At 55.9% G+C, this 25,654-nt stretch carries 15 protein-coding genes; 10 read left to right on the top strand and 5 right to left on the bottom strand.

Features of this window, described 5'->3' with window-relative positions; genetic code table 11:
• Positions 1-32: 32 nt before the first annotated feature.
• The gene (locus G9463_RS04205) at positions 33-1,367 is read right to left on the bottom strand and encodes a glycerate kinase (RefSeq protein ID WP_127014583.1); all 1,335 of its coding nucleotides are present in this window, start codon (positions 1,365-1,367) and stop codon (positions 33-35) included.
• Positions 1,368-1,947: 580 nt separating this feature from the next.
• Positions 1,948-2,877 carry an NAD-dependent epimerase/dehydratase family protein gene (locus G9463_RS04200; protein WP_165896043.1) on the bottom strand — a complete coding sequence of 310 codons (930 nt, stop codon included), beginning with the start codon at positions 2,875-2,877 and terminating at the stop codon, positions 1,948-1,950.
• A 350-nt stretch (positions 2,878-3,227) separates the two neighbouring features.
• On the opposite strand from G9463_RS04200, the gene G9463_RS04195 reads away from it, so the two are divergent.
• From G9463_RS04195 to G9463_RS04175, 5 genes are all read left to right on the top strand, one after another.
• Entirely contained in the window at positions 3,228-4,547 is a 1,320-nt protein-coding gene (locus G9463_RS04195; protein ID WP_165896042.1) for a glycosyltransferase family 2 protein, read from the top strand.
• A gap of 217 nt (positions 4,548-4,764) precedes the next feature.
• Positions 4,765-6,045 carry a nucleotide sugar dehydrogenase gene (locus G9463_RS04190; RefSeq protein WP_165896041.1) on the top strand — a complete coding sequence of 427 codons (1,281 nt, stop codon included), beginning with the start codon at positions 4,765-4,767 and terminating at the stop codon, positions 6,043-6,045.
• A 152-nt stretch (positions 6,046-6,197) separates the two neighbouring features.
• A complete protein-coding gene (gene wecB / locus G9463_RS04185) occupies positions 6,198-7,313 on the top strand; it encodes a non-hydrolyzing UDP-N-acetylglucosamine 2-epimerase (protein WP_165896040.1) in 1,116 nt (371 codons plus the stop codon).
• A 298-nt stretch (positions 7,314-7,611) separates the two neighbouring features.
• Positions 7,612-8,589 carry a DUF1616 domain-containing protein gene (locus G9463_RS04180; protein WP_165896039.1) on the top strand — a complete coding sequence of 326 codons (978 nt, stop codon included), beginning with the start codon at positions 7,612-7,614 and terminating at the stop codon, positions 8,587-8,589.
• Positions 8,590-8,898: 309 nt separating this feature from the next.
• Positions 8,899-10,107, top strand: a complete 1,209-nt coding sequence (locus G9463_RS04175) for a glycosyltransferase (protein WP_165896038.1) — start codon at positions 8,899-8,901, stop codon at positions 10,105-10,107.
• Between the two features lie 19 nt (positions 10,108-10,126).
• Here G9463_RS04175 and G9463_RS04170 read toward each other — a convergent pair whose 3' ends face one another.
• Both G9463_RS04170 and G9463_RS04165 read right to left on the bottom strand, forming a co-directional pair.
• Positions 10,127-11,344: a glycosyltransferase family 4 protein gene (locus G9463_RS04170; RefSeq protein ID WP_165896037.1), complete on the bottom strand. Its 1,218-nt coding sequence runs from the start codon at positions 11,342-11,344 to the stop codon at positions 10,127-10,129.
• A 557-nt stretch (positions 11,345-11,901) separates the two neighbouring features.
• Positions 11,902-13,389: a right-handed parallel beta-helix repeat-containing protein gene (locus G9463_RS04165; RefSeq protein ID WP_165896036.1), complete on the bottom strand. Its 1,488-nt coding sequence runs from the start codon at positions 13,387-13,389 to the stop codon at positions 11,902-11,904.
• Between the two features lie 384 nt (positions 13,390-13,773).
• On the opposite strand from G9463_RS04165, the gene G9463_RS04160 reads away from it, so the two are divergent.
• The 3 genes from G9463_RS04160 (at position 13,774) to G9463_RS04150 (ending at position 18,878) form a co-directional block, all read left to right on the top strand.
• Positions 13,774-14,751: a glycosyltransferase family 2 protein gene (locus tag G9463_RS04160; protein WP_165896035.1), complete on the top strand. Its 978-nt coding sequence runs from the start codon at positions 13,774-13,776 to the stop codon at positions 14,749-14,751.
• A 766-nt stretch (positions 14,752-15,517) separates the two neighbouring features.
• Positions 15,518-17,263 (top strand): hypothetical protein, encoded by a 1,746-nt coding sequence (locus G9463_RS04155; RefSeq protein WP_240149931.1) that lies wholly within the window; start codon positions 15,518-15,520, stop codon positions 17,261-17,263.
• Positions 17,264-17,513: 250 nt separating this feature from the next.
• Positions 17,514-18,878, top strand: a complete 1,365-nt coding sequence (locus tag G9463_RS04150) for a sulfatase (RefSeq protein WP_165896034.1) — start codon at positions 17,514-17,516, stop codon at positions 18,876-18,878.
• Between the two features lie 69 nt (positions 18,879-18,947).
• On the opposite strand, the gene G9463_RS04145 is transcribed toward G9463_RS04150, so the two are convergent.
• Entirely contained in the window at positions 18,948-21,434 is a 2,487-nt protein-coding gene (locus tag G9463_RS04145; protein ID WP_165896033.1) for a right-handed parallel beta-helix repeat-containing protein, read from the bottom strand.
• Between the two features lie 1,012 nt (positions 21,435-22,446).
• On the opposite strand from G9463_RS04145, the gene G9463_RS04140 reads away from it, so the two are divergent.
• Both G9463_RS04140 and G9463_RS04135 read left to right on the top strand, forming a co-directional pair.
• Positions 22,447-23,697: a glycosyltransferase family 4 protein gene (locus tag G9463_RS04140; RefSeq protein WP_165896032.1), complete on the top strand. Its 1,251-nt coding sequence runs from the start codon at positions 22,447-22,449 to the stop codon at positions 23,695-23,697.
• Positions 23,690-25,561: a heparinase II/III family protein gene (locus G9463_RS04135; RefSeq protein WP_165896031.1), complete on the top strand. Its 1,872-nt coding sequence runs from the start codon at positions 23,690-23,692 to the stop codon at positions 25,559-25,561. Before G9463_RS04140 ends, G9463_RS04135 begins: the two co-directional genes overlap by 8 nt.
• The last annotated feature ends 93 nt before the right edge of the window (positions 25,562-25,654 follow it).

Genomic DNA, 25,654 nt, shown 5'->3' with positions numbered 1-25,654 from the left:
TCGAAAGCAACCACCGTGTACCGGGGCCTCCGTTACTCGCTTGGGCCCGGAATAGCGAGCGCGATCACGTCGTTGACGTTTGTCCCGGTTGGTCCGGTTTCAATTGTCGCCTCGATTTCTGAGAGGTACGAGCCGACATCGTTTGCAAGCAACGCCTCGCGGGCCCGTTCGCGGTCGCTAATGGCGGCCCCATCCGCGATAGCACCAGCCACATCGGAGCTTCCGTCTTCGCCGTCAGTGTCGACGGCCGCGATGACCGCGTCGCCGTCGTGGGCCAGTGCACCGGAGAGAACAAATTCCTGATTCGGACCTCCCTGTCCGCCATCCCCTGTTACGGTGACGGTCGTCTCGCCACCGGCAAGGAGAACAGCCGGCGGTTCGACCGGTGTTCCCGTCGCTGTTGCCTCTTCGGCAATTGCGACGAGCGGTTTCGCCACTTCGCGGGCTTCGCCGCGCAGGCGAGACGTGAGCACGAGTGGTTCGTACCCCGCCTCCCGTGCGACGGCCGCGGCGGCGTCAAGTGCGGTTGCGTTGTCCCCGATGAGATGGTTCGTCACCCGGTCAAAGACTGTGTCACCGGGAAACGGCGTTTCCGATACTCGGCCATCTCGCCCGGATTCGAGATAATTGCAAACGGCCGGCGGTGGCGTGAGGTCGTATCGTTCGAACACGTCACGGGCGTCCTCGTACGTGGTTTCATCCGGAACTGAGGGACCGCTACCGATGGTTGAGAGGTCGTTTCCGACAACGTCGCTGATTAGTAACCCAGCGACAGTGGCGGGAGCCGCGCGCCGTGCTATCTGCCCACCTTTCAGGTCTGAGAGGTGTTTCCGAACCGCGTTGATCTCCGCAATCGGGACGCCGCCACTGAGGAGCCTGTCGGTCGTTGTCTGGAGGTCCTCCAGTGTCAGGTCCCCGGCCGGAGCCGATAGAAGCGCGCTGGCTCCGCCGGTCAGAACAAACAGGATGAGCGTCTCCGCATCGGCCTCGTCAACGGTTTCGAGAATATCGGCCGTCGCCACAACGTTCCGGTCCGACGGTAACGGGTGATCTCCGACAGAACTCCGGACGGTTTCGGTGTCAATAGTCTGCTTGACGACCACGTGGCCACCGCTGAGTGTGTCCCCGAGAATAGATTCAAGCGCCCGTGTCACACCGCCTGCGGCTTTCCCGCCGCCGACGATGACGACCTCGCCGTACTCGTCAAGGTCGTATGTCGTCCCGCCGACCGTCAGCGTCTGGTCTTCGCGGCCGATGGCTGACTTGGTGGCGGCCTCAGGCGCGGCCGCGTCCACGGCAGCCTCGATACAATCGAGTGCGATCTCGTGGACACGATTACTAACGACCTCGGCTCGGTTGCGAATCATACGACTGCTTCCGACCAGACCAGTAAAAGTCTGGCTCAGTCGCGGGTTCCACTGTTTTCCGCACCACACCTGTTGATATCGAACGTTCTACGTCGGGTAGTCGCAGGCAAGACTGTGGATAACAGTGTTCGATGGTTCCAATAAATAGTTAGAATTCATATACAGGTGTGGTCGTGGAACGGATACTAGTTTCCATCCGGTACTTGCGTCTATATTTCATAGATAGACGGCCAAAAACGCGGACAGGCACTCGGCAGCAGGGTTACTGTGATTCGAAATTGGTAGGACGTAGCTTCTCGGATGAGTTTTCCTCTGAAACGAGCCAATATCCGGCTAATCGATTAGGTTTTTCCGGTCTGCAGTGAGTGTGTCCCCTCCGGCCGAAGGAATGGTTTCGATGTGCGAACGTGGTAAAGACCGTCTTATAAGCCGTTAGCTGGATGCTATTCCACCGCTGAGAATCGCCTCCTCGAACAGCTCTCGTAAGTAAACTCCTAACAAGACATTGCACTCGAGGAGGTCGGCGTATGGGGTTTCTCGCAGCGTCCTTGCGATACAGGTGTGATCGTCGAAAAGTGACTCACGTCTGTTCGGCGTCGAGCGTCACTTCGAGGCCCTTCCGGAGGGGCAGGGACGGTTCGTACCCGAGCAGTTCGCGTGCGTCACCGAGGTCTGCTTCGCTCTGTTGAATGTCGTTCGCGCGACCGGGGACGTGCTCGACCGCGATGTCCGTACCGACGACGTCTCGGACCGTTTCGGCGAGTTCGTTTATGCTAATGCTCCGTCCGGTCCCGACGTTGAACGGCCGGCCGATGGCGTCCGTCGTAGCTGCGAGCAGGTTCGCACGCACAACGTCGTCGACGTGGACGAAGTCCCTCATCTGTGTCCCATCGCCCTCGACCGTGAGCGGCTCACCGGCCTGGGCCTGACGGACGAATGTGCCAATGACACCGGCGTACTCTCCGTCAAGCCCGCGTGGACCGTAGACGTTGAAATACCGTAGCGGAACCGTCGGTAGCCCGTACTCCTCGGTGTAAAACCGCGCGTACTGCTCCCCTAGGTATTTTTCGAAGCCGTACGGACTATTTGGTTCGGTTGGCGCGTCTTCTCCAATGGGAACGTCGTCAGGGGCGCCGTACACGGCGGCGCTGGACGCGAACACCACCCGCGTGTCCTGCCGCCGAGCGCAGTCGAACACGTTGACGGTCGCCGTGCCGTTCAGTTTGTGGCAGTCGACCGGTTGCTCGATTGACTCTGGGACGCTGACCATCGCCGCCTCGTGAAACACGACGTCGACGCCCTCTATCGCCGCATCGAGCGTCTCCCTGTCCCGAACGTCACCCTCGATGACGGTCACGTCATCGGGGAGGTTCGCCCGCCGTCCTGTCGAGAAGTCGTCGAGGACTCGCACATGGTTGTCCACAGCCAGTGCCGACGCCAGATGGCTCCCGATGAAGCCACCACCTCCGGTGACCAGTACCCGACGGCCGCTGAAGGTATCTGTAGACATGTCGTTCGGAGACGCGGTTCTCACGGTTTAAGTTATTCGTACGCATACGGTCGTCTTCTGCGACCGGAAAATGTGTCTCACAGGCTGTACACCAGTCTGAGTTGCGCTGTGGCTACCGCAGGGATATGCCGGCTTGCTCTGAGTAGTACTACTGTTTGTTATCTGCTCACTGCGGATGGCGCAGAATAACGCTGCCAGCCGAAAGCTGAGAATAACAATATGTCAACTCGTACACAGCGGAGCACAACGGAGTCCACTACCCGACACAATGATGCCAATACGCGTACCGGAGCTCGTGGACGACCACACTGAGCGACCGCTGCCGAGTGCGGTTCGAGAGTTGGGCTGAAATGTCTGACAGAATCCAGCAACCGCCCGCGAGTGACGGTATTCGCGAGGTTTCGAAGAACTTGCCAGCGGTGGGACTGGTCGCAACCGAGTCAAACGCCGAGTGGATAGCGGCCGAAATCCTCCGCATACACTCACGGGCACATCAGGTAATCGTCACGGCGGCCGTCGACGCTGACCCGCAGGCGCTCACTTTTGCCCGCTGGCTCGATGCGGAGGTGGTCGACCCGTCTGGGAGTCAACCCCAAACTGATACCCCCCGCGAGCGACTGCGGCGGTACGCTAGACAAGCGGGATATCCGGGCCTCGTGTACCACGGCGAGGGGGATGGGTCGGTCAGTCTCCCGGCGAGCCGTGAGGCGCTGAACAGTGCCGAGACGTTCACTATCGATGCCCGCATCGAACCGGTCACCGACCCGGAGCCGACCGTCATGGTCGGAATTCCGGCGTACAACGAAGCGGGGACAATCGGGACCGTGGTTGAATCGGCCAGAGAGTACGCTGACACCGTTCTGGTAGTCGATGACGGGAGCACTGACCAAACCGTCGAAGTCGCAGAGGCAGCCGGCGCAACGGTGTACGAACATGAGCGCAACGTCGGGTACGGAGGTGCGCTCAAGAGCATCTTCGAACAGGCGGACCGGAACGCCACCGACCATCTGGTCGTCCTCGATGCCGACGGTCAACACGACCCAAGCGACATCCCAGAGTTGGTCGAACGGCAGCGGGAATCGGAGGCGGAGATTGTCATCGGGAACCGGTTCGGTGAATCCACCGAGACCGAGATGCCGCTGTATAGGCGGTTCGGGCTGTTCACGGTCAATATCATGACCAACCTCAGCCTCGGAATCCTCACGCCGACCAATCGAATACGTGATACGCAGAGCGGCTTCCGGGCGTACAGCCAGACGGCGATAAGCTCGCTGACTTCGGACAGTTCGATCGGCGACCGGATGGATGCGAGCACGAATATCCTGTATCACGCCCACTCGAACGGTTACCAGATAGCGGAGGTGCCGACGACAATAGATTACGACGTGGAGGCGTCCAACAACCTCGGTCCGGTCGAGCACGGACTCACGCTCGTCGGGAACATCATTCGGACAGTCGAGCGAGAACACCCGATTATGTTGCTCGGCGTCCCCGGTGTCTGCTTCGTTCTCGCCGGATTCGTGTTCACGTACCTCACAATGTTCAATTATTTCCAGAGTGGGACCTTCCCACTCGGGCACGCGCTGGCGAGCACTACCTTCACCATCACCGGCATCCTTGCCTCCTTCACCGGAATCATTCTCCACTCTCTGGAACTTTACCGGCAGTAGCCGGCGACGCGACGGCAGGCCAGCTATTACCCTGTGCCTCACTGTCTGTCAGGCAGTGTTTACCCGGTGTCTGTGGCCGCCGACCGTACACAACTTCTGCATAACAAAGAGTACCGTATCTCATTCGTAGGCCAATGGGACACGAACCCAAACCGGACTGTCTGGAACGAGGACAGCGCCGTGAATTATCCGGGGAACCACGGGAGGCCTCGGAAAGGTGACTATCTGCGTCCACGGGCTCGGATACATTGGGCTCGCGACCGCGGCACATTTCGCCAACAACGGTACCGAGGTCATCGGTTTCGACGTCGATGAAGACGTGCTTGAACGTCTCAGCGAGGGCGAACCGACAGTCAGCGAACCGGATTTCGAATCGTACGTGCAGGACGCACTGGAGGGGAACTTGGCGCTGAGCCGCCAGCCGCAACCAGCCGATGTACACGTAATCTGTGTGCCGACGCCGTACGACGAGATGAACGGCGAAGCGGACCTCACCTACGTGAAAGACGCCGGACGGAACGTGGTGAGCGTACTCAGGTCAGGCGACACCGTAATTCTGGAGTCGACGGTCCCGCCGGGAACGACCACCGAAGTCCTGGCCCCGATTCTTTCCCGAGAGGGGCTCGACGTCGGAGACGACGTAGAGTTAGGATACACGCCAGAAACAGTGATGCCGGGGAACACGCTCAGCGAACTCCGCACGAACGACCGCATCGTCGGCGGCGTCGACGAGGCGTCTGTCAGAACGATCAAGGCACTCTACGAGTCGCTCACCAGCGGGGAGATCCATGTCAGCGCTGACCCGACGACCGCCGAGTTCGTGAAACTCGCACAGAACGCGAAGCGGAACGTCAGCATCGCGTACGCGAACACGCTTGCACTACTGGCCGAGAACTACGGCGTCGACGTGCGGTCTGCCATCAGTCTCGCGAACAACCATCCGCGGGTCGACATCCTGAATCCGGGACCCGGCGTCGGCGGACACTGTCTCCCCGTCGACCCGCACTTCCTGAGCGACGGGACAGGTGCGACGGAACTACTCGACGTGGCGAGTCAGGTCAACGACCGGATGCCGGAACACGTCGTCAGAATGGTTGAAGACGCCGTCGGCTCGCTACACGGCAAGACTGTGGCCGTCCTCGGAATCACGTACAAGGGGAACGTCAGCGACACTCGGAACAGCCCCGGCCTAGAGGTCGCGAAACTGCTTGGAGACATCATGACAGAGGCTCGTACGGCCGTTGACGGCGGGTGGGGCGAGAGCTCGGTTACCATCCACGACCCGCGAGCGACGGATTCGAGGCTGCAACTCGTCTCGCTCGAAACGGCAGTCGACGGCGCTCATGCGGTGATATTCGGGGCGTCACACGACGAGTTCGGCGACCTCGACCCGGAAGCTATTGGTTCGAAGATGTCGGGACGGACCGTGATCGACCCGGTCGACGTTATCGACGCGGAGCGGTGGACCGATCATGGATTCGATGTCCGGACAATCTGAGCTAGGCACATCCCCGACAGACGATGCAGTGACGCGCAGAACCGACGGCGTAGGAAGTTTATAACAATTCTGTTGGTTGCTTACGAAACCGGTATGGAACCGACTGGACGCGACTGGTATCGGACGCCTGACCTGCGAAACCGGGGACCACAATGACAGGAAGCAACGTCAGCTTCGTGCTCGGAACGCGTCCGGAGATAATCAAGCTAGCACCGGTAATCCAGGAGTGTCATCGGCGCGGTGTCGACACGCACGTAATCCACACCGGGCAGCACTACTCGGACTCGCTGGACGCGGTCTTCTTTCGACAGCTCGGGCTATCGCCGCCGGATGCGAATCTGGAGGTCGGCTCCGATGATCACGGGGCCCAGACCGGAGCCATGCTCGCCGGCATCGAGGAGGAACTCCACGACATCGAACCGGCAGTCGTGTTCGTTCAGGGGGATACGAACTCGACGCTCGCGGGCGCACTCGTGGGGAGCAAGATGGACGTCGATGTGGCCCACGTTGAAGCCGGGCTTCGGAGCTTCGACGACGATATGCCCGAGGAAACCAATCGGGTCATCATCGACCACATCTCCGACCACCTCTTGCCACCGACTGAGGAGACGGCGGCGCTACTCCGGAACGAGGGCATTCCGGAAGACCGCATCACCGTTACCGGGAACACGGTTGTGGATGCAGTCCAGACCTACGACGATAGAGCCGCGAGCGAAAGTCGGATTCTGAGCGAACTCGGCCTCACTGAGGGGCAGTTCGATCTCCTGACCGCCCACCGTGTAGAGACGGTTGATGACCGTGACGCGTTTGAGCGAACTCTCAGCGGCGTCTCTCGGGCGAGCGCTCAAGCGGACCAGGAGGTCATCTACCCGATACACCCCCGGGCAGAGGACCGCCTCGAAGAGTTCGGTATCGCGGTCCCGGCCCGGATCCGACTCGTCGAGCCGCTGGGGTTCTTTGATTTCCTCCGTTTGGAGAGTACAGCGGACGTGGTGTTTACCGATTCAGGCGGGGTTCAGGAGGAAACAAGTATCCTCGGGACGCCGTGCGTAACGCTCCGCTACGGGACCGAACGGCCCGAGACGGCGTTCGTCGGTGCGAACTGTGTTGCCGGTCGGGAGCCGAGCGCTATCGTTGCGGCGGCGACACAAATGCGTGGAAAGGCTGGGGACTGGAAAACGCCTTTTGGAGATGGGACAGCCGCCGTTCAGATTCTTGATACGATTCCGGAACTCCCCGCCAGAGAAGCAGTGACACCCACCGAGTGACTGGAGCAATAAGCACCGCCCCTCAATAGTGAGTCTGAATTCTTGAAATTGAATTGACCGGTCTCTGACGATTCGCTTGACTATGGATAAAGGAATAACGACTCAATCACGTACAACTAAACGGCCGTGTTCTGCACAATTGCTTTTCCAGTAGCAATCCATTGACTGACGACAGTCTGTTCGTCAGCCAGTGAGCAAACTGGTAGATCAAATAACCGACGACCATTCTCAACACTACCCGGCTGTCTGCACAGGTAGTAACTGTCTAATTTTATTACTTCACCCTCACCAAGCGATAATGGCTACTGATGTAGATACGAACATCGAGACGGAGTCGTTCCCGATCGATCTTCTGCTGGTCGGACTCCTCGGCCTCTGGCAGCTTGCCGCCACCCAGGGGTACATTGGACAGTCACCCGCAAGAGTTCTTTTAGGGCTGGGGGCGGTACTTATTGCGCCGGGATACGCTCTGACTGCGCTTCTATTCCCACGCGGTTCCTCCGAGACAGATGGCTCGTTTGGCAACTGGGAGAGGCGAATTTCCACAGGCGAACGATTTGTCCTTGCGGTCGGGAGCAGTGTTTGTATAGTCCCGCTATTGGGGCTGGGTGTAGTCTTGGTTTCGTCTAGTGGAACTACAGGGCCGTACCAACTCTCTATCGGCGTCACGACAGCACTCCTCACGATTGCTGCAACGATTCGACGGCTGCGAGTACCATCAGACGAGCGTTTCAGTCCCCTGCGGTGGGTGACAACTGCCAGGAGCCGAGCATCTCTACCGCCGACTGCGAGTGTTTCAATGCTACACATTTTGCTTGTAATAGGGCTTCTTCTCTCCGGTACTGGGATCGGTTACGCGGCCATATCGACTGAACGGGGTGAACAGTTTACCGAATTTGCGCTGGTAACTGAATCCAACAACGGGGAGTCCACTGCGTCTGAGTATCCGTCACAAATTGCACTCGGTAGTTCCCGGACCGTTCAAGTCACCATTGGTAATCATGAAGGACAAGATCTAAATTACACAGTTGTAGTCGTCGCTCAGAGAATCAAGAACGGCAATGTCCTAGCTACCGCGCGGATTGACCGGTTCAGGAGCCGCGTTGTGGCCGGTGAAACCCTTGAGCGGCCTCATGAAATGTCTCCCACGCTGGTCGGTGATGGTATTCGAGTTTCTTACCTTCTCTACCGGGGCGAAGCACCTGTTGAGTCGAATCCCCGCCCCGAGAACGCGTATCGCCGTACGCATATCTGGGTTAACGTTACCAGTGGCTGACATTGTCGGCCCATATCTTATAATGTTTCATCGCGTCCATGCGACGCTCGCTGGCACAGTCACAATATATGCTGGACGGTACGATGAATCTCGTAAGCATCTCTTACTGGCCTTTCGTGCCAACTCGTTCAATCGTCCTGTCCATCCCTATCTGCTCGCTTGCACAGGAGAGGAGTGGAGCCACAGGGTGGCAATCTCCTTGCGGCGGAAACTGACCGAAACAATATCCGTGAACTGAAGATATTTTTTTACTATTCAACTCTGGAACCCAGTGATTAACAAAGGCTATCTGACGGGTTCAACACGATAATGGACGAGTCGACGCTTTCAGACGGTACTGATTCTGCTGTCTCGACAGTCCCCGAACAAGACACTTCAACTGCGACAGATGGCGACAGACCGCTGCTGGCATTCTTCATTCCAGACCTCTCCGTCGGCGGTGCAGAGCAGGTCGCAATCACAATTGCGAACGGACTGGCCACCCGAGGATACGACATTGATCTTCTATTGTCACGGGCAAGCGGTGAACTCCGATCAGAGTTATCAGAACAGGTGTCCATCGTCGAGCTCCCACCATCGACGACGCCAGTGGTCGGGGTGGCCGCACACCTGCCGTTTCTGGCTACATATTTGAATAAACGCAAGCCGGCAGCGTTATTTCCACATCTCGAACACCCGAGCATTGTCTCACTCGCTATCAATCGGTTCCTCAACACCGATACTGCTGTGATTCCGACGCAACACTCTGCGTTCGGACACGAAGTCGAGGCGACACCGAAAGACCAGATTGTCAGACGAATCGTTCCCCGGCTTTACCCCGCTTCGGATCAAATAGTCAGTGTTTCTGAAGGCGTCGCGGACAGCCTCACTGACAGAACACCAGTCGAACGATCGGATATTTCAGTCCTATACAACCCTGTGGACGTCGAACAGATTCGTGAGCGGGCCAGCCAACCAGTCGAACACGAGTGGGTAGAAGGCAACGATCGAGATGTCGTCCTATTTGTTGGGCGACACGCACGGCAAAAGAATCTGGATGGATGGGTCCGTGCGTTCGAGAAGATTGTCAACAAGAACCCCGACGCACGTGCAATCATCGCGGGAAAAGGACCGTGCCGAGAGCAAGTTCAGGCGACAGTCGAGCGACTGGGGTTGTCAGACACCGTGTCTCTTCCCGGATTCGTCGATAACCCGTATCGATATATGAGAAAGTCAGATGTCTTTCTCCTCTCGTCCCGGTATGAAGGGCTACCGACGGTCCTGATCGAGTGTTTGGCGGTTGGATGCCCAGTCGTGTCGACGGACTGTCCAAGCGGCCCCAGAGAAATTCTCTCCGATGGAGAGCACGGCACACTTGTCCCAATGGACGATATTGATGGGTTAGCCAACGCAGTCTGTGACACGCTCGCTGACCCGCCCGACTCTGATCGGTTGCGGTCCCGCGCCGACGACTTCTCGCCGAAACCCGTGTTTGATGCGTACGAGCAGTTCTTAGAAGAGCACGTCTTCACATCTTAACAGCACTACCTGTTATGTACTAGCCCAAGACTTCGGACGCGGGAAGCTGGCCGTCATTGATGATTGATTCGTGGAGAGTCGCAAGTCGTTGACCGTGCGCCTCCCACGTCCAGCCCTTCGATATCAACCGCTGCTTACCGTTTGTCCCCATTCGTTCTCGCTCCTTTGAATCGTCAATGAGGCTGTTCAGAGCAGTAGTAAGTGCGTTGGAGTCTTTCTCCGGGATCAAGAGACCTGTTTCTCCGTCCACAACCTGTTCTGGGATACCGGACACAGCAGAGGCTACTACCGCGGTTTCGCTGGCCATCGACTCGTATATCGTGTTCGGTCGACCTTCTGCGTGGCTTGGGAGCATGAAAATATCGGCGGCAGCGAACCAACGGCGGAGACCCAGTGGCGGGACTTCCCAGAGGACCCGATAATTCTCGTGGTGACTAGCTTTGAGTTCGCCGATGAGGTCTGTCCGAAGATCACCGTAATGACCGACGAAAACGAAGGCTACGTCGTCGTTACGAATGCCATCCAGAGCGTCACAAATTTCATTGATCCCTTTCCGTTCCGTATACCCGCCACAGAACATGATGAGCGTAGTCTCTTGATCGATTCCCAGTTCCCGCCGAATCGCTGCCTCGTTATCCGTTGGATACCGCGATGGATTCGCCCCATTGGGGAGTACAGTCGCTTTCGGAGCTTCCGTGATATTGTTAGCGATACGTGCAAGTGATTCACTCACACAAAAGATGCCATCCGCGTAATTGAGAGTCTCTCTGATCTTCTTCCGACTTAATTGTGAGAGGTCATAGAAATTATTCAAAATCTTCCCACGCCCCATGACTGTTAGTGGGATGTCGTTTGTCCTACAATACGGAACCAACCCGTAACCATCGTAATGAATGTGGCCAGCATGGCAGATATCTGGTGTCTCAAAGTTCGTTGAAATATATTTCGGAAGTATTTCCGAAAACGAACGAGATGACAGCGTGTATTTAAATATCTTCTGTGGTAATAAGTAGAGGAATCTAGGATAATGGACCTCGTGAGAACTGTAATCATGTCGACTCGGTATATCACTGAACTCTGAATAGGGGCCCACCGGGGGCGCTCTCGGACGAGGAGTAACGACATCCAGACTGGCGTCTGTCGTACTGAGCGCCTTGATGGAACGGAAGTTGAACAACCCCATGTAGGGATTAAAGGGGTCTGGGTGGTTCATCGCGCTTACGACCGCATCGTACATGAATGCTAACTGGCAATGGGTCTCATTAAGTATGCATCCGGTACTGGGACTTTCTTCGATGTACGGATTAGAAGATAGACAATAACAAATAAAACTATGTACGTCTTGAGCCAGCTGTTTATTTTGGATTTCGAGCCGATTCTCCCCTATAGAAAAGGGGTTGAATCATCCCAGAATGGGCATTACACGTCTAAAGAGTACATACACGAGCAGTACCCAACCGATCCACTTGGCCCATCGAAGACCGTGGGTCCATTTCATATCGGCCTCCGGTGAAATCAAGATTACGCTCAGGACCAGAAACCACAGGAAGGCGAGGACATAGTAGACACTGAACGTCGTGAATCCGATCCACCACATCGCCAGCGAAAGCAATATGAGTACGATGACATAAATCAGCAGAAATCGGCGGAGCCGAGGCTCCGTGTCCGATTTTGGTGATGCGAGCGTCAAGCCTTTGATCCCGGTGTCTGACCCATTCATGATCGTGTTGTCTGATAATTATGGACGGTATCTGTTCGGTGACTGGCGGTGAGTCTGTGTCCGGTCATACTAATTCACCTCCAGACAACTGAGTGTGACGCAGTGTTGATTCCGACAGCCGATGGCGACGGCACTGATGGCTTGAACGGCTCTTGTCCCTTTGCATCCGTTTCGACCGTGAGATCAGCTGTGTTGCCGAGTCCTCCCTGATTATTGTTCCGCGCCAATGTCCGGATAGTGCCACTTGATGAGTTCAGGTCGAACACCATGCCATTACACTCATGGACTGAGAGCCGGTCGATATCGATATCCGAGAACAATCCAGGGCCCCGGTCTCTAATAACCTCATTGTCCTCCCGCATGTTCGTTTTAGCGATTGCTATCATATCTCCCTCGATGGTCATCTCGTCAATCCGACACTGGAGCGCATAGTCTGTCATATTTGTTGTAATGACATCATTAAGACGTACCGTCGGTGGAGTGTCCGCTCTGGCGGATATACGCTGAATGAACTGTCGGCCATCAAATTCATGTCCGGGGGTATCATCAAGCTTGGCCTCAAGCGAGGGCGTGTTTGCGCGGTGGTAGACACGGCGGACATCCAGTAGAGATGCGGCACTCAGCTTACAAAAATTCGCACCAGTGCCAGTCACATAGCAGTTTCTGACAGAAATCTCGCCGGCATTAAACCGGACATCTATTGCGCTCCCGGAACAGTCGATGAAACGGGAGTTTGTCACTTTGAGTGGATTACCATTGCTCGCGTGCGTGGTGATGTGGTGACCGATGTGTCTGCCACCGGAATAATTGTGATCGGCAATGGCATTGTCCTCAAAGGTACACCGGTTGACAGTCCGTAGCACATCACGGCCAAGGATAGCCTCTTGATACCAGCCGCGGATGTAGGTGTTCGATATGTGGAGGTCCCCGTTGCCACCGACTTTTATACACCTGGATCCGCCCCCGGAATCGCGAAGATTTGGGAGATTCTCATAGTTCCCGTTGAGCTGTATATCCCTAATAACGACCGTCCCGTGGTTCACATCATCCATATAACGGAAGGCCGTTTGAACCGGGTGCGACCCGGCCTGAAGTCGTTCGGTAATAGCGAGTTCCGAGGCTTGTGGGCCGGCCCCATAAATTGAGATGCCGGGTGGCATATCCCCGTCGGCACCGATCCGATTGAATGGTTCGTACTGCGCTCCTCTACGGCCAATATAGTACGTTCCCTCTGGAACGTAGATCGACCCGTGAGCACCAGCCGCTTGAGCAGCAGCTTGGAGGGCATTCAGATTCCGCTCTGCGGCCTCAATGCCCGGATCAGTCGGATTCGGTTTCGCACCGTGATCCCTGATGTTTTCCCCATTCGGTTCTGGCGCATTTTCTCCATCTGGTTTTGTCTCCGGCGTCCCCTCCACGCTGACCAGCGGCTCCTCACTGGGCCCAGTAAACCGACTCCCAAACACTTCATGGACGACACCGCCAGTGACCGCAGCTGATCCAAGGAGGGCAAGGAGTTTCCGTCGGCCGATCTGCGACGCCAACCCTGAGTCATCAGTCATTGTTTTTGCACGTGTAGACCAAGTTATGTACCAGCGGAGAGCACATCACTTGATACGGTCCTAGTAAGCATACTCGCATATGCCGTGATTGACAGCATTGTTATTCCCTTCTTAACCCCATTTTACATCCGATGATGGGAGTAGCATCCTTCATCAGACGGAACACATCTAACGGCCTCGTCAACTCCAGTATCGGTATCGCTTTCAGGCGTGTGCCTAATATTCGGTTAGGACCTTTTTTTTGATTCCGGGGGTGCTTCTCCAGCAGGTGAGATTTATCGGCCGGTACTAGCGAGATCTCCAAACAATGTCTTCCCGTTTGACGGCAATAGTAGGTGCCGAATAGTGAACACCGTCGGTCTCGACCGCCGATACTGAAGCCACATGAATGAGTCCGTGGACACTGACGAAGCGACAACACCGCTCGTGAGCGCAATCATACCGACGTACGGCCGGAACGAAAGGTTATCGAGCGCCATCCAGAGTGTTCTAGAGCAGACGTATGACAACATTGAGTTGTTCGTCGTCGATGACGCATCTCCGACCCCTGTTAGGGAAACGCTGGACTCATTCGATCCGACGGTGGAAAACTCGTTTCGTATCCTTCGCCATGACGAGAACCAAGGAGCGAACGCTGCTAGAAATACGGGAATTAGAGCGGCTGACGGCCGATATGTCGCATTTTTGGACGATGACGACCAGTGGGACGAGACGAAGATCACAAAGCAGGTTCAAGCATTTCAGGAGACTGACTCGGAGACCGGTGTTGTGTACACCGGCGTTCGGAAGGACGGGCCGGAGGGCACAACAGTGTCGACACCAATTGCATCGGGCGACGTAATGAAGGATCTCCTGACCGGCACGAACTTTGGTCAGTTTTCCTCGGTTATGGTCGACACAACAGTCATAGAAACTGCAGGATTACCCGACGAGAGGTTGCCTGCCTGGCAAGATCGTGAGTGGTTCTTCCGCCTTGCACAGCACACACACTTCCGGCCAGTTCGGGAGACGCTGACGTACCGTCAGACTGGACTCCCTGACAGCATTACAAAAAAATATGAACAGAAGCGAGATGTGGCGTATCCAATGCTCATCTCGAAGCACGACTGGGTTGCGGCGGAGTACGGAATTTACTACGAGCGGATGTTCAAAGCCACAATGCGCCGCTCGCTGGCACGGTCTGCAGTTAGAGCCGACCACTACAAGGAAGCCAGGAAGTATTTTTTATTATCCGCGCTGGCAAACCCTTTGTACTGGCCAGTGTATCCACATTTGTTCGCGTCGCTGGGTGGGAAGTGGTCTTATGAATCGATTGCCTCCCTCCGACAGCAGGTAACCAACGGTCCTGCTTCCGGTACCTGAATGCTCACGACTGCCATATGGCAGCGAATACACACTGTCAGGAAACCGGACACTGCGCCATCCTATCAACTGAACCGCTGCTATCGTTTTCATTTCAGACCTGGAGAGATGGCGATACAGACCAGGTCACAGTCAGTGATGCAGACGGAATGGCTTCGCACAGAAGAACTGTAATCCGTTGCTCTTGGAGTTCGACGGAGAATACGATGTGATCTGCCAGCAAGTTTTTGTCGTCCATGCTCTGCCGTTGAGGACGTTCGTCGCTAGCATCCCATCTACCAGCGCTGATCGTCTGTTTCCATATGGGACATCGGTTGATAACGGTATATTACGGAGAATCATGCTCTGATTGATTCACGTAGCTTCAGTAACCACCTATCCGTTGATTCGAAACTGGTACTTTGCGGCGGAGCGGCATCCTCCTGTCCGTGGATAGACCGAGACGCAGACGCAGTCAGGGCTTCAGTCCGTGGGTTCAAGCATCATCAAATAAGCACGCTGGACGTGAGCGGAATCCCTCGCGGGTCGGACCTCGTATTTTTCAGGCGGCCCTGTGGAGACATCTAAATGATCGCATAACAATGTATGCAATTCGGAAAGTGAAACATATGCAAGCACGATCAAGTAAAGGATCATCTGATGCTCTTGATCAAGGAGATTCCTCTCGCCCGACGATGTGGCTCTTCCAGCGATGTTCCATGGAGCGACATCAATGAGTCGAGCCCGGCACCTCGAATTGCTTACGCTCCTTGGGACGGGGCTGCTCATGATCGCAGTCGCAGTCGTTTCTGCGATGCCATCGGCAACCAAGTATGAAATATCTATCTACGGGACGCTCCCGTGGTATTTTTGGGTCTCGATTGTTGGGGCATTGTTCGTGGGCGGCCTCGTCATACTCTTGAGCGCAGCTGAACCTGCGGATACGACGTGGCGACCGGCGCTCGTGCTCATGGTCCTCTCTAATTTGATCCTCTTTCTCATGCCGTTTCTGCGTGGGTATCAGATGTATGGGCGGGAAGACCCGATGTCGCATCTCGGCTACATCCGTGATTTTGTCGTCACCGGCGAAATTGGCGCCAATATCTACCCGCCGGCCCACGTTCTGGCCGTTACTGTCTCCAATGCAACGGGTCTCGACTGGACGACGGTCGTGATGGTTCTGTCACCCATGTTTTCTCTGCTGTACTACGGAGCGATGTTCTATCTGTTGCGGACCGTGTTCGATTCCCGACGACAGATGCTCTTCGGACTCCCGTTCGTCATGCTCCCTGTGCTTCGATTCGCACATCTCGGGTTCCGCCCCTTCGCACTGAGTATCATGCTGATACCGTTCTCGTTGTATCTTCTCTTCAAGAGCGATCAAAGCGCAACACCTGTCACCCGAGCCGCATTCGTGATCGCACTCTTCGCACAGACCTTCTATCACCCGCTAACTGCGCTTTTTGTCATTGGAGTATTTGTCCTCTATCGCGGCAGCAATCACATTCCGAGTATGGACGGCACCCTCCCCACAACAAAAAACCTCTTTTCGCTCTCAGTGGCATTGTTTGCAGTGTGGTACACGCAGTACGCGGGTATCCTTTTGCGCTTCAAGCGAATCTACGCTACCCTGTTCGGTGTCAACCAAGGAGAACCGCCAGTGGCCGCTTATCAGAGCACCATTCAAGAGTCGTCGCCGGCCCTCATTGATATCCTCCGGGTGATAACATTCAAGTACGGCGTGGAGTTCATGCTGTTCGGTCTCGGGTTCGCATTCACAGTCGCTGCAGCGTTTCTGGTCTGGAAAAGCCGATATACCCCTACACCACACCTTGGGATGCTTATCGGGACGGTGGTCGTATTCAGTTTCGGAGGGTTATTATTTTTAGTCTCAGACCTCATCGTCCCGCCAAACCGACCCTTCCAGATCGCGAAGATCGGCGCTATCATCTTGGTCGGGCAGCTGTTGTATGTCGGATGGAGAAAGATCGACTGGAGCGAGAGACGGATCGGACGGACTGGAGGGTTCTGGCCGGCAGCTGTGGTGATTCTCCTACTGCTCGCAAGCCTTTCTACGTTTAGCGTGTATAAATCACCGCTCAGTTCTGAACGGAATCCACAGGTAACCGAGATGGAACTTGAGGGGAGCGCGTGGCTGATGGGTCATGGCGAGGCCACCGAAAATCTAGACCGCTTCGGAATCACTTTTCACCGACACCACGATTATCGGAACGGTGTTCAGACACCGGACAATTTCGACGAAGGGACACCGCCGAGTCATTTCAACTACACCACGCGACAGTATCTCGGGAGTAGTTACGAGTCCGACCACTACCTTACAATCACGCGCAAGGGCCGCATCACGTATCCAGAGCTGTTCCCGGGTTACCGCGACCGGTGGCGATACACACCTGGTGATTTCGATCAACTTGAACGGGACCAAACGGTCAACCGACTGTATGATAACGGAGATTATACGCAGTACCTCGTTAATGCTACCGCGGCTGACAGAGCAACAACGGGTCCGAACTGACTCCACACTGAACCAATAAATACGGTGTATACGACTGAAGAGTAAGAGGAGCTACCGATCTACAGTATTATCAGATAGACATAGTACCGAAGCAGAAGTTTAAGTCGGTTAGGAAACATATAATTATTTTCTTAAAAGTTGTTAAGTCGCTCATGCTGGACCCAAATTGGGGCAACACGGAGGACTATTTATCGAAGGGTGAACGGATTCGATTCGAGGGATACAGCTCCCCCCAGTGGAGGCGATAGCAATGAAAAATATCGTTTTCATTACTGTCGATTCGTTGCGTGCTGACTATGTTTCTGGCCCGAAAGCTCCTGCCTCGCTCGAAACGCTTCCACGGATGACTGAAGAGTGGCTCACTTGCTCCACTGCGTACGCAAACGCACCATACACGAAGCAGTCGTTTCTCTCAATTCTGAGCGGGAGCTATCCCTGGACGTTCGAATCAGCGGAGACAGGATTTGACCCGGACCGAGTGCATATTGCGGAGCGATTGTCTGAAGAGGGGTACGCCACGGGTGGCTTCCACTCGAACACATATCTGAGCCCGACATACAACTACGATAGAGGGTTCGACTATTATCTGGGTCGGGACAGTGGAGACGATGGGGACACAGAGTCCCGGCTCACATCACTGTTTAATACGGCTGTGGAACGGGCTGTCGCTACCGAGGAACTCTCAGACCTCATCTACTGGACTTACCAGAACGCCGGTAAACGGTTAGGGATTCAGCTTGGTAGTAACCTCTACAAGCCGGCCGAAGAGTTGAATCAACATATCGTCAACTGGACCCAACGGCAGTCTAAGCCCGTGTTTATCTGGGCTCATTATATGGATGTGCACAATCCGTACTATCCACATGAAGGGACAGTCAGTGAGGGAATCAGCCGGAGGCGGGCGGTAAAACTGTTTCATAAAGTCAACGAACAACGGTCCGAGGCCGCCGAGGGCGATATAGACACCCTTGAGCGTCTGTATCGTGGTGAAATCGAGTATTTCGACCGGCAACTTGGTAACCTGCTTGAGCGACTCGACGAGACGATCGGTTCAGAGGAGACACTCCTTGTGTTCACGTCGGACCATGGCGAAGCGTTCAACGAGAAGGGACGTGTTTTTCATCCGGGAAGCGCTCTTTATGAGGAGAATATTCGTGTTCCGATGATGATAGATGGACCCGACATCAGTGGTGGCGAGATAGAAAGCCCGGTTTCACATATCGACCTTGTCCCGACGATATTGAACAGAGCCGGTATCGAGGCACCCAAGTCAGTTGACGGGCGCGATATCGCCGAGTACGACTTTGACGCTACCAGTGACAGGATTGTTTTCACTGAGAGCTACGATCACGAAGACGGCGGACTAATGGGAACTGATGGAGAGTATAAGCTCATCAGGGATCTGGAGACGGGCGAGGACCTCTTTTGTAGGCGCAACTCCGAACCAGAGAAAATCAACCAACCAGACGAGACTGAGTCTATCGCCTACGACAGGCTAGCTGGCGCTCTGGACGACCACGTGCAGTCGGTGACAAACGCCGAAGTTGCTGCTACTGATGGCGAGATTTCCGAGAACGTCCGACTCCAACTCCGCAAACTCGGCTACAAAGAGTGACGAACCGTTTGAGGATATACACTGCAACTTCGCCCCGCAAACGGGGAGCTAAATACAACGGGAGGTGGACTACAGCGTTTCGCTCAGACTATCCACTTGGTTCTCGACATCGTTGACCGTGATCCGAAGTTCGTCGACCTGACCGCGGTCTCGCAATCGGTGCGTGTAACTGACCCGGTCCCCGCTGACACGGGTGCTATCGGCAGCCACCACTGTTCCCTGAGAGAGGAGCGTCGTGACGACCATATCGAGGTCCCCATCGGCGTCCGTTACGGTCCAGTCGACATCGAATCGTGACCAGTCATCAATATCGGTCCGGGTCACATCCATCGTCTCGATCTCCGGGGGGTTCGAGGCCGTCCCGTTGTCTACGGTTACGGTGACTGAGGCCGTAGCGCTGTTTCCAGCAGAGTCTGTCACACGCGCTTCGAGTTGGTAGTCGCCCCCATCAACTCCCGTCGTGTCCCACGTGCCCTCGTGATATCCCGTCTCAGCGTTGTAAGTGGCCACATTCCAGCTCGCATCGCCGATACGGTGTTCTACGGTCAATGCGTCTGCAGTATCCTCCTCGTCGTTCGCTGCGATCTGTAACGTCACTTCGCCACTTGTTACTTCACCGTCGGTTGGCGTTGCCCAGGAGACGGACGGTGCCGTCTCTGTCGTCTCGGAGTCTGGGAATTGAGCGGTGGCACCGCCAGTCACAGCGCTGAAGACGTCCGTTTCGACGCGCTGCGGGTCGAACGATCCCAGTCCGACCCAGCCGTCAGTGTGGTCGCTGTCGGTCTCGACAACGTCCCACTCAGTGGGTTCGTCAGTCCCAGCGGGCCACACTTTGGCTTTCAGCTCAGACCCCTCCACACGGAACCGTCTGTAGAAGTACTCATTCTCCTGTGGCGTGCCGAACCGGGCTATCGTTGTTGTATTCCCGTCGGTGTATTTGCCGAGGCGGAACGAGTCTGCACGATCTTCTATCTCTATCCAGTAGCCGTTGGCCTTTCGGTTGACCGTGGAGGCACGGAGGTACACCCGAGCGTGGAACCCGTATTCCGCGTTCGTGGCGAACGAGGGGACTCGAAACTTATCCAGTACCTCAACGTCGCCCGGTTGGCCGATATCGTCCGCGGATATGGCATATCTAGTGCGATTCCCGTCAGTGTTCTCGAAAGCGAGGGCAGATTCTCCCGCGAACTCCGACCCGGTATCAACGCCCCAATCGCTCGTGGAACTGAACCACTGCGGTGTCCAGTGATCGAACAACGGTGGCTCGGAGGTAGTGGTCGTGTCCCCCCCAGAGTCATCGGACGCTGAGTTGATACCGACATCAGATGCAGCCGGAACATTGGGTGTGAGCGGGCTGGCACCCTGCTCGTCAGCCTCTATTGTGATCGCGCCGGTATCGCCAAGACCGCCGTTCCCATCACGCGCGAGCGTTTTGATAGCCCCGTCCGAGTCCTGCGTGCCGAACAATGCTTGCTCGCAATTGTGCACTGACACGCGGTCGAGAGCCACATCGGAGAAGTGTGCTCCGTCACGGTCACGGAACACTTCATCAGCTAGTTCGAACGTTGCGTTGTGGATTGCAAAGTTGTCTCCCTGAAGGTTCAGTTGCCCTGCGGCAGCCTGGATAGCGTATCCCATGTGGTCTCTGGTTTCGACATCCTCAAGATACACTGTCGGCACGCCACCAGTGCGATCGGACAGCCTATTGATGAAACATCGGCCATAGAAGTTCTCACCCGACTTTTCGTCGAGCTTCGATTCGAGTGATGGGGTGTTGGCACGATGATAGACACGTCGGACATCGAACAGCGAGGAAGCACTCAATTTACACAGGTTGGCACCGGTCCCTGTCACGTAACAGTCCTGCATGCGTATCTCGCCGGTGTTAAACCGAACATCTATTGCGCTCCCTGAACAGTCGATGAAATGTGAGTTCGTCACCGTGAGGGGGTTACCCTCGCTTGCATGGGTAGTGATGTGGTGGCCGATGTGTCCGCCGCCCGAATAATTGTGGTCCGCTATGGCGTTCTCTTCAAACGTACACCGGTCAACGGTCCGTAGCACGTCCCGGCCAAGGATTGCCTCTTGATACCAGCCACGGATATGTGCATTCGAGAAGTGTACATCTCCACTACCAGCGATATTCATACATCGAGAACCTCCACCAGCACTGCGAAGGTCTGGTAGGTTCTCGTAGTTTCCGTCCAGCCGTATATCACGGATCGTGACCGTGCCGTGATCGACACCATCGTCGTAGTAGAACCCTGTCTGTATTGGGTGGGATGACGAGTCAGTGTGTCTGCTCACCCCTAACGCTGAGCGCTCAGGACCAGCACCGGTGATCGAGATCCCAGCGGGTTCTTGTCCGCCGAACTCAAAGAACGAAGACCGACTATCACGGGCGAAGTAGAACGTCCCCTCAGGGACATAAATCTCGCCGCCGTCCCCGGTGGCATTTGCCGCGTCAAGCACTGCTTTCCAGTTACGTTTCGCCGCGTCGAACGAGGGGTCGTCTGGGTTCGCTACCGCACCGTGTTCGGTTATGTCTTCAGTCATAGCGCGTACTCACTGAAATCAGTCATATACTGCGTCTGCTGTGACGATTCGGTTGCAGTAACGCTGTTCGCACCAACGAGCGCGGCGACCGTGACAGCACCAACTCTGAGATATTCCCTGCGGTTAATCGTACCTTGTCGGTCCTCGTCTAGTGGTTTGTTCCGATCTTTTTCTCCCTCCGCTTCTTCCGTTAGTAACTCATTACTTTGCTCCGATTCGGTATTCATCACACTCACCGCTGGTGGAGGTCCCGTATTTACTGATGCTACCAGTCGAAGTAAGTTTGCCCTGTTTTATTTACCAATAAAAGATACTTGGAGGCAGTTAGCTTAAGTTAAGTTATTAATATAGGATAGTGGTAAGAACCTCCTACCTCGGGAGTAGATGCCCACGCAGTCTAGTTGGTCAGTATGGTCGAGTACAGGACACTGCAGTCAGTCGTAGGAAGTCATTAACTCGGTCTGATACCAAGCCGGATCCGTGTTGAACGGGTTGGCACCGCCCGGGACCCTACAGTATCCGGATAATGTGGTATGGACAGTTGTGACTGTATTCTGACTCATTCTAATCACCCGGATCTTGAGCGTTTGATTTATCGACCAGATCCTATTTGTGAAGCCGTTACCGGATAATTCACGTGGCCTGTAGAGAACCTGAATAATTTGACTGGGACCTCTCTTGTTGCGTCTGTCACGCTGTTCGTTTGCCAATCAGGTCAAAATACTTTATTAAAATGTACTTTGATAGCTTGACCATGTTTTGTCTAACAGCCCGTTTTCTTCAAGGCTGTGCGCGTCCGATAAGTCAACATATAACGCTTTAGCAGTGTATATACTGGATTCAGATTCAGGATGCCGCAGGAGTATCAGACGTATACTAATACCCCCGTCAGGGATACAGTGCAATGGCTTGATGTCGATGAGTAGCGACCGGCCAGCGGACACGGGACCGTCGTCAAGATGGAACGAGAAGCATCTGACAGTGAGACAGTCGACGTACACACTTCACGACAATGACGACTAACTGTGTCATCGTCTCTCAGCGGTATCCGCCTGAAAAGGGCGGCAATGCATCCAGAATTCACGACACAGCCGTTAATCTCGGTGATGAGTTCAACGTGACCGTTCTGGCACCGTCTCTCTGTTACCCACCGGGAAACTTCGAACGAACTTGGAAGCGCAAGCAGACAGAACGCGATGAGGGCGTGATCGTCCACCGCTTGTGGACATGGCAGCCACAGAGAGAGAACCCCTCTCTGCTTTGTCGACTTCCCTACTACGTTATATTCGCACTGCATGCGGCACTCTGGCTAGTCGTGAATTTCCGGCAGTATGACGTTGTCATGACATCTACACCGCCAATCACTACTGGGTTCCCCGGACTTGTGGCTGCTGCCATCGGGAATCCATGGGTAATCGATGTCCGCGATCTGTGGATTGAGAACTCAATCGCCCTTGGATACATTCCAGCAGATAGTCCACTGGTAAAGGCCGGCCGCACGTTCCAGCGTCTCGCGTTACACTCGGCTGATCGCATTACGGTAACGACTGAGACACTTAGAGATGCAGTCGGTGACACGTACGGCAGCGAACTTAGGGATCGGGTTCGAGTCGTCCCGAACGGTGTTGACACCGACCGGTTTTCCTCGGTATCGACTCCTGAAAATAACGACTCGCGAATCGTATACACCGGGAATATCGGGAGTGCACAGGCACTTGAACCGTGTATCCGGGCAATGCAACACGTTTCAAGTGACAATGCCTTACTTCAGTTGGTCGGCGACGGGGACGAGGTGTCTCGGCTCAAGAGTGTGACAGATCGACTTGGGCTTGAAGACCGCGTCGAATTTGTTGGACTGGTGGACCGTGAACGAATCCCGGAGATCCTCGACAGTGCAACTGTCGGATTGGCCCCAATAAAAGACAGTCCAGAACTGGACTATGCAATACCCACGAAGCTGTACGAGTACATGGCCTGCTCGCTACCCGTCGTTGTCACCGGGCGGGGAGAAATCAAGCGGTTCGCAACGGATACAGACGTAGGGATCCACACGGAACCCGACCCAGAAAGTATTGCGGTAGCGATTGAAACCCTCCTCGAAAACCCCGAAAAGCGGGTGGCGATGGGTCAAGACGGACATCGAGTCGTATCCGAGGAGTATGACCGGCAAGCCATCGCGGGTCAACTTGGTGAGGTTTTTCGGACATTGACAGTGAGTGGACGACGGGAATCGTGTACGACTCCAGATCCCGATCATGACTGAGCACCTGCAGACGCTTCCGAAAGCGGTCAGATTGTACGGACACACGCTCACACAGTTGGAGTCTGCACAGGTGCTTGGGATGGCCGAGCGGACGACTCGTAACACCTTGCTCACACGACTCCCGCTCGACTTCAACGGGCAATACAACGCAGCGATTCCTCGAACCCTCTCGGTGGGAACCAGTCCGATCAAAGCGGACCTTGGCCTGCTTCGTGCAGAACTTTCGGAGGCGACCGTCAAGATGTTCCAGCAACGGAGCCGCCAGGCGGCCGACGGTACCCTGACGTTCCTTAACAGGACCACACAGCTCCGGTCGCCGGAGCATCCTACTTGGTTTGACGACCGGTTCGACAACTATCCGCTACTCTGGCCGCTGAAACTATACGCGTTCGAACCACTCCGATGGGCGACGCTTGGGTTTACGGGCTCACAGTCGGCCCCGGACAGGATTGTCGAGGTGTTCGACCAGTGGGTGCGAGACTGGGCCGATAGTATGGAGATCGGCCAGCCAGGATACCTTCGAAATGCGTGGACACCGTGGGCAGTGTCACTCCGCATACAAACACTCACCCGATACCTCGCGTGGCGGACTGGGGACACCCAGGAAGACGTTCCAGAGAGACTCACTGAGGCACTTGCCCCAGAGATATATCGCAATTCGCTTTTTCTCACAAACCACATCGAGGCTGATGTCGGCGGTAATCACCTCATCGAGAACGGGCTCGCACTGCTCATGGCTGGACTCACTTTCCCAGAGGCTGACACGTCCTGGATTTCGGACGGGATCTCTGTCCTCGGCCGTACAGGGGCTAAACAGTTCCTTGCTGATGGCGGCCATTATGAACGGTCGCCGATGTACCATGCAATCGTTACAACGCGGTTCGTGACGGCCTGCTCGCTACTGGCAGCCAGTGATCGGTCAGCCCCCAACTGGCTGATAGCGATGACGAAACAGGCCGTAGCGTACTTGCGATACCTCTCACCGCCGGATGAGCGGCTCCCGCTGTATAACGACGCCGTGTTCGGGCAGTCGCTCCCGTTGACGGCCTGCCTGGGATACGCCGGGGCCGTCGGGTTCGGGGCCGACGACCGCCCGGTCCCGTCACACAGTCCGATGGGCGGCGAGACGGGGTACTACTGGCTCGACACCGACCACGGGCAGTTACTGGTAGACGGTGGGCCGGTGGGGCCCTCCAACTTGCCGGGTCACTCCCACAACGACATGCTGAGCGTCCTGCTCTGGGTCGACGGACAGCGCGTGCTCACGGATACCGGCGTGTACGATTACGCCGACAACGAGCGGCGGCAGTACGCCAGAAGCGTTGCCGGCCATAACACCGTCCAGGTCGGCGAGACGGAGCCTATCGAAATCGGCGGCAAGTACCTGATGGGCGCGCGGACGGAACCGACGGCCGAATACGAGGGGGCCGACCCAACTCTCTTCAGGGGGCATTATGAGACAGCCGCCGCAGCACCGGCGTCGTACCGGCACGACAGGACGATTCTCGCCAGCGACGACTGGTGGTTGGTTCGGGACGAACTTCGGGGACCCGACACAGAAACCGAACCAAGCGTCTCCCGACTCCACTTCCATCCGGAGGTCGCTGTCACAGTCGAGGACTCGGGAACGGTGCGGGCGACTGGCAGTGACGAGAGCTCGGCCCTACTCAGCGTCTATCCCCTCGGCGTCAGTGACGTTCGGACGACGACGACCGAGTACTTCCCCGAGTTCGGCGTCACTGAGGAGCGACAGACGCTAGAACTGGAGGCCGGCCCGGAGTCTGGGACGACGGCCTTCGGGTACCTCCTCGACCCGTCTGCTGGTGGCCACAGAGCGTCTAGCTGTTTAGATGCGGACAAATAAGCTAGCCGGGACCGCTACCGAGACGGTCAGTTTGGTGACCAGAGACGTGTTCGGTCTGTCAATCGGAGCTGTCGCTTCTCGGTGTGAAAACCC

This window comes from Haloarcula sp. JP-Z28, from assembly GCF_011440255.1.
Lineage (GTDB): Archaea > Halobacteriota > Halobacteria > Halobacteriales > Haloarculaceae > Haloarcula > Haloarcula marismortui.
Note: the sequence above shows the minus strand (reverse complement) of the source record. Positions and strands in the feature narration are given on the sequence as shown.

Coding starts and splice junctions, on each gene's coding strand:
- G9463_RS04205 (WP_127014583.1), bottom strand. CDS start 1,367: ATGATTCGCAACCGAGCCGAGGTCGTTAGTAATCGTGTCCACGAGATC.
- G9463_RS04200 (WP_165896043.1), bottom strand. CDS start 2,877: ATGTCTACAGATACCTTCAGCGGCCGTCGGGTACTGGTCACCGGAGGT.
- G9463_RS04195 (WP_165896042.1), top strand. CDS start 3,228: ATGTCTGACAGAATCCAGCAACCGCCCGCGAGTGACGGTATTCGCGAG.
- wecB (WP_165896040.1), top strand. CDS start 6,198: ATGACAGGAAGCAACGTCAGCTTCGTGCTCGGAACGCGTCCGGAGATA.
- G9463_RS04180 (WP_165896039.1), top strand. CDS start 7,612: ATGGCTACTGATGTAGATACGAACATCGAGACGGAGTCGTTCCCGATC.
- G9463_RS04175 (WP_165896038.1), top strand. CDS start 8,899: ATGGACGAGTCGACGCTTTCAGACGGTACTGATTCTGCTGTCTCGACA.
- G9463_RS04170 (WP_165896037.1), bottom strand. CDS start 11,344: ATGTACGATGCGGTCGTAAGCGCGATGAACCACCCAGACCCCTTTAAT.
- G9463_RS04165 (WP_165896036.1), bottom strand. CDS start 13,389: ATGACTGATGACTCAGGGTTGGCGTCGCAGATCGGCCGACGGAAACTC.
- G9463_RS04160 (WP_165896035.1), top strand. CDS start 13,774: ATGAATGAGTCCGTGGACACTGACGAAGCGACAACACCGCTCGTGAGC.
- G9463_RS04155 (WP_240149931.1), top strand. CDS start 15,518: ATGATCGCAGTCGCAGTCGTTTCTGCGATGCCATCGGCAACCAAGTAT.
- G9463_RS04150 (WP_165896034.1), top strand. CDS start 17,514: ATGAAAAATATCGTTTTCATTACTGTCGATTCGTTGCGTGCTGACTAT.
- G9463_RS04145 (WP_165896033.1), bottom strand. CDS start 21,434: ATGACTGAAGACATAACCGAACACGGTGCGGTAGCGAACCCAGACGAC.
- G9463_RS04140 (WP_165896032.1), top strand. CDS start 22,447: ATGACGACTAACTGTGTCATCGTCTCTCAGCGGTATCCGCCTGAAAAG.
- G9463_RS04135 (WP_165896031.1), top strand. CDS start 23,690: ATGACTGAGCACCTGCAGACGCTTCCGAAAGCGGTCAGATTGTACGGA.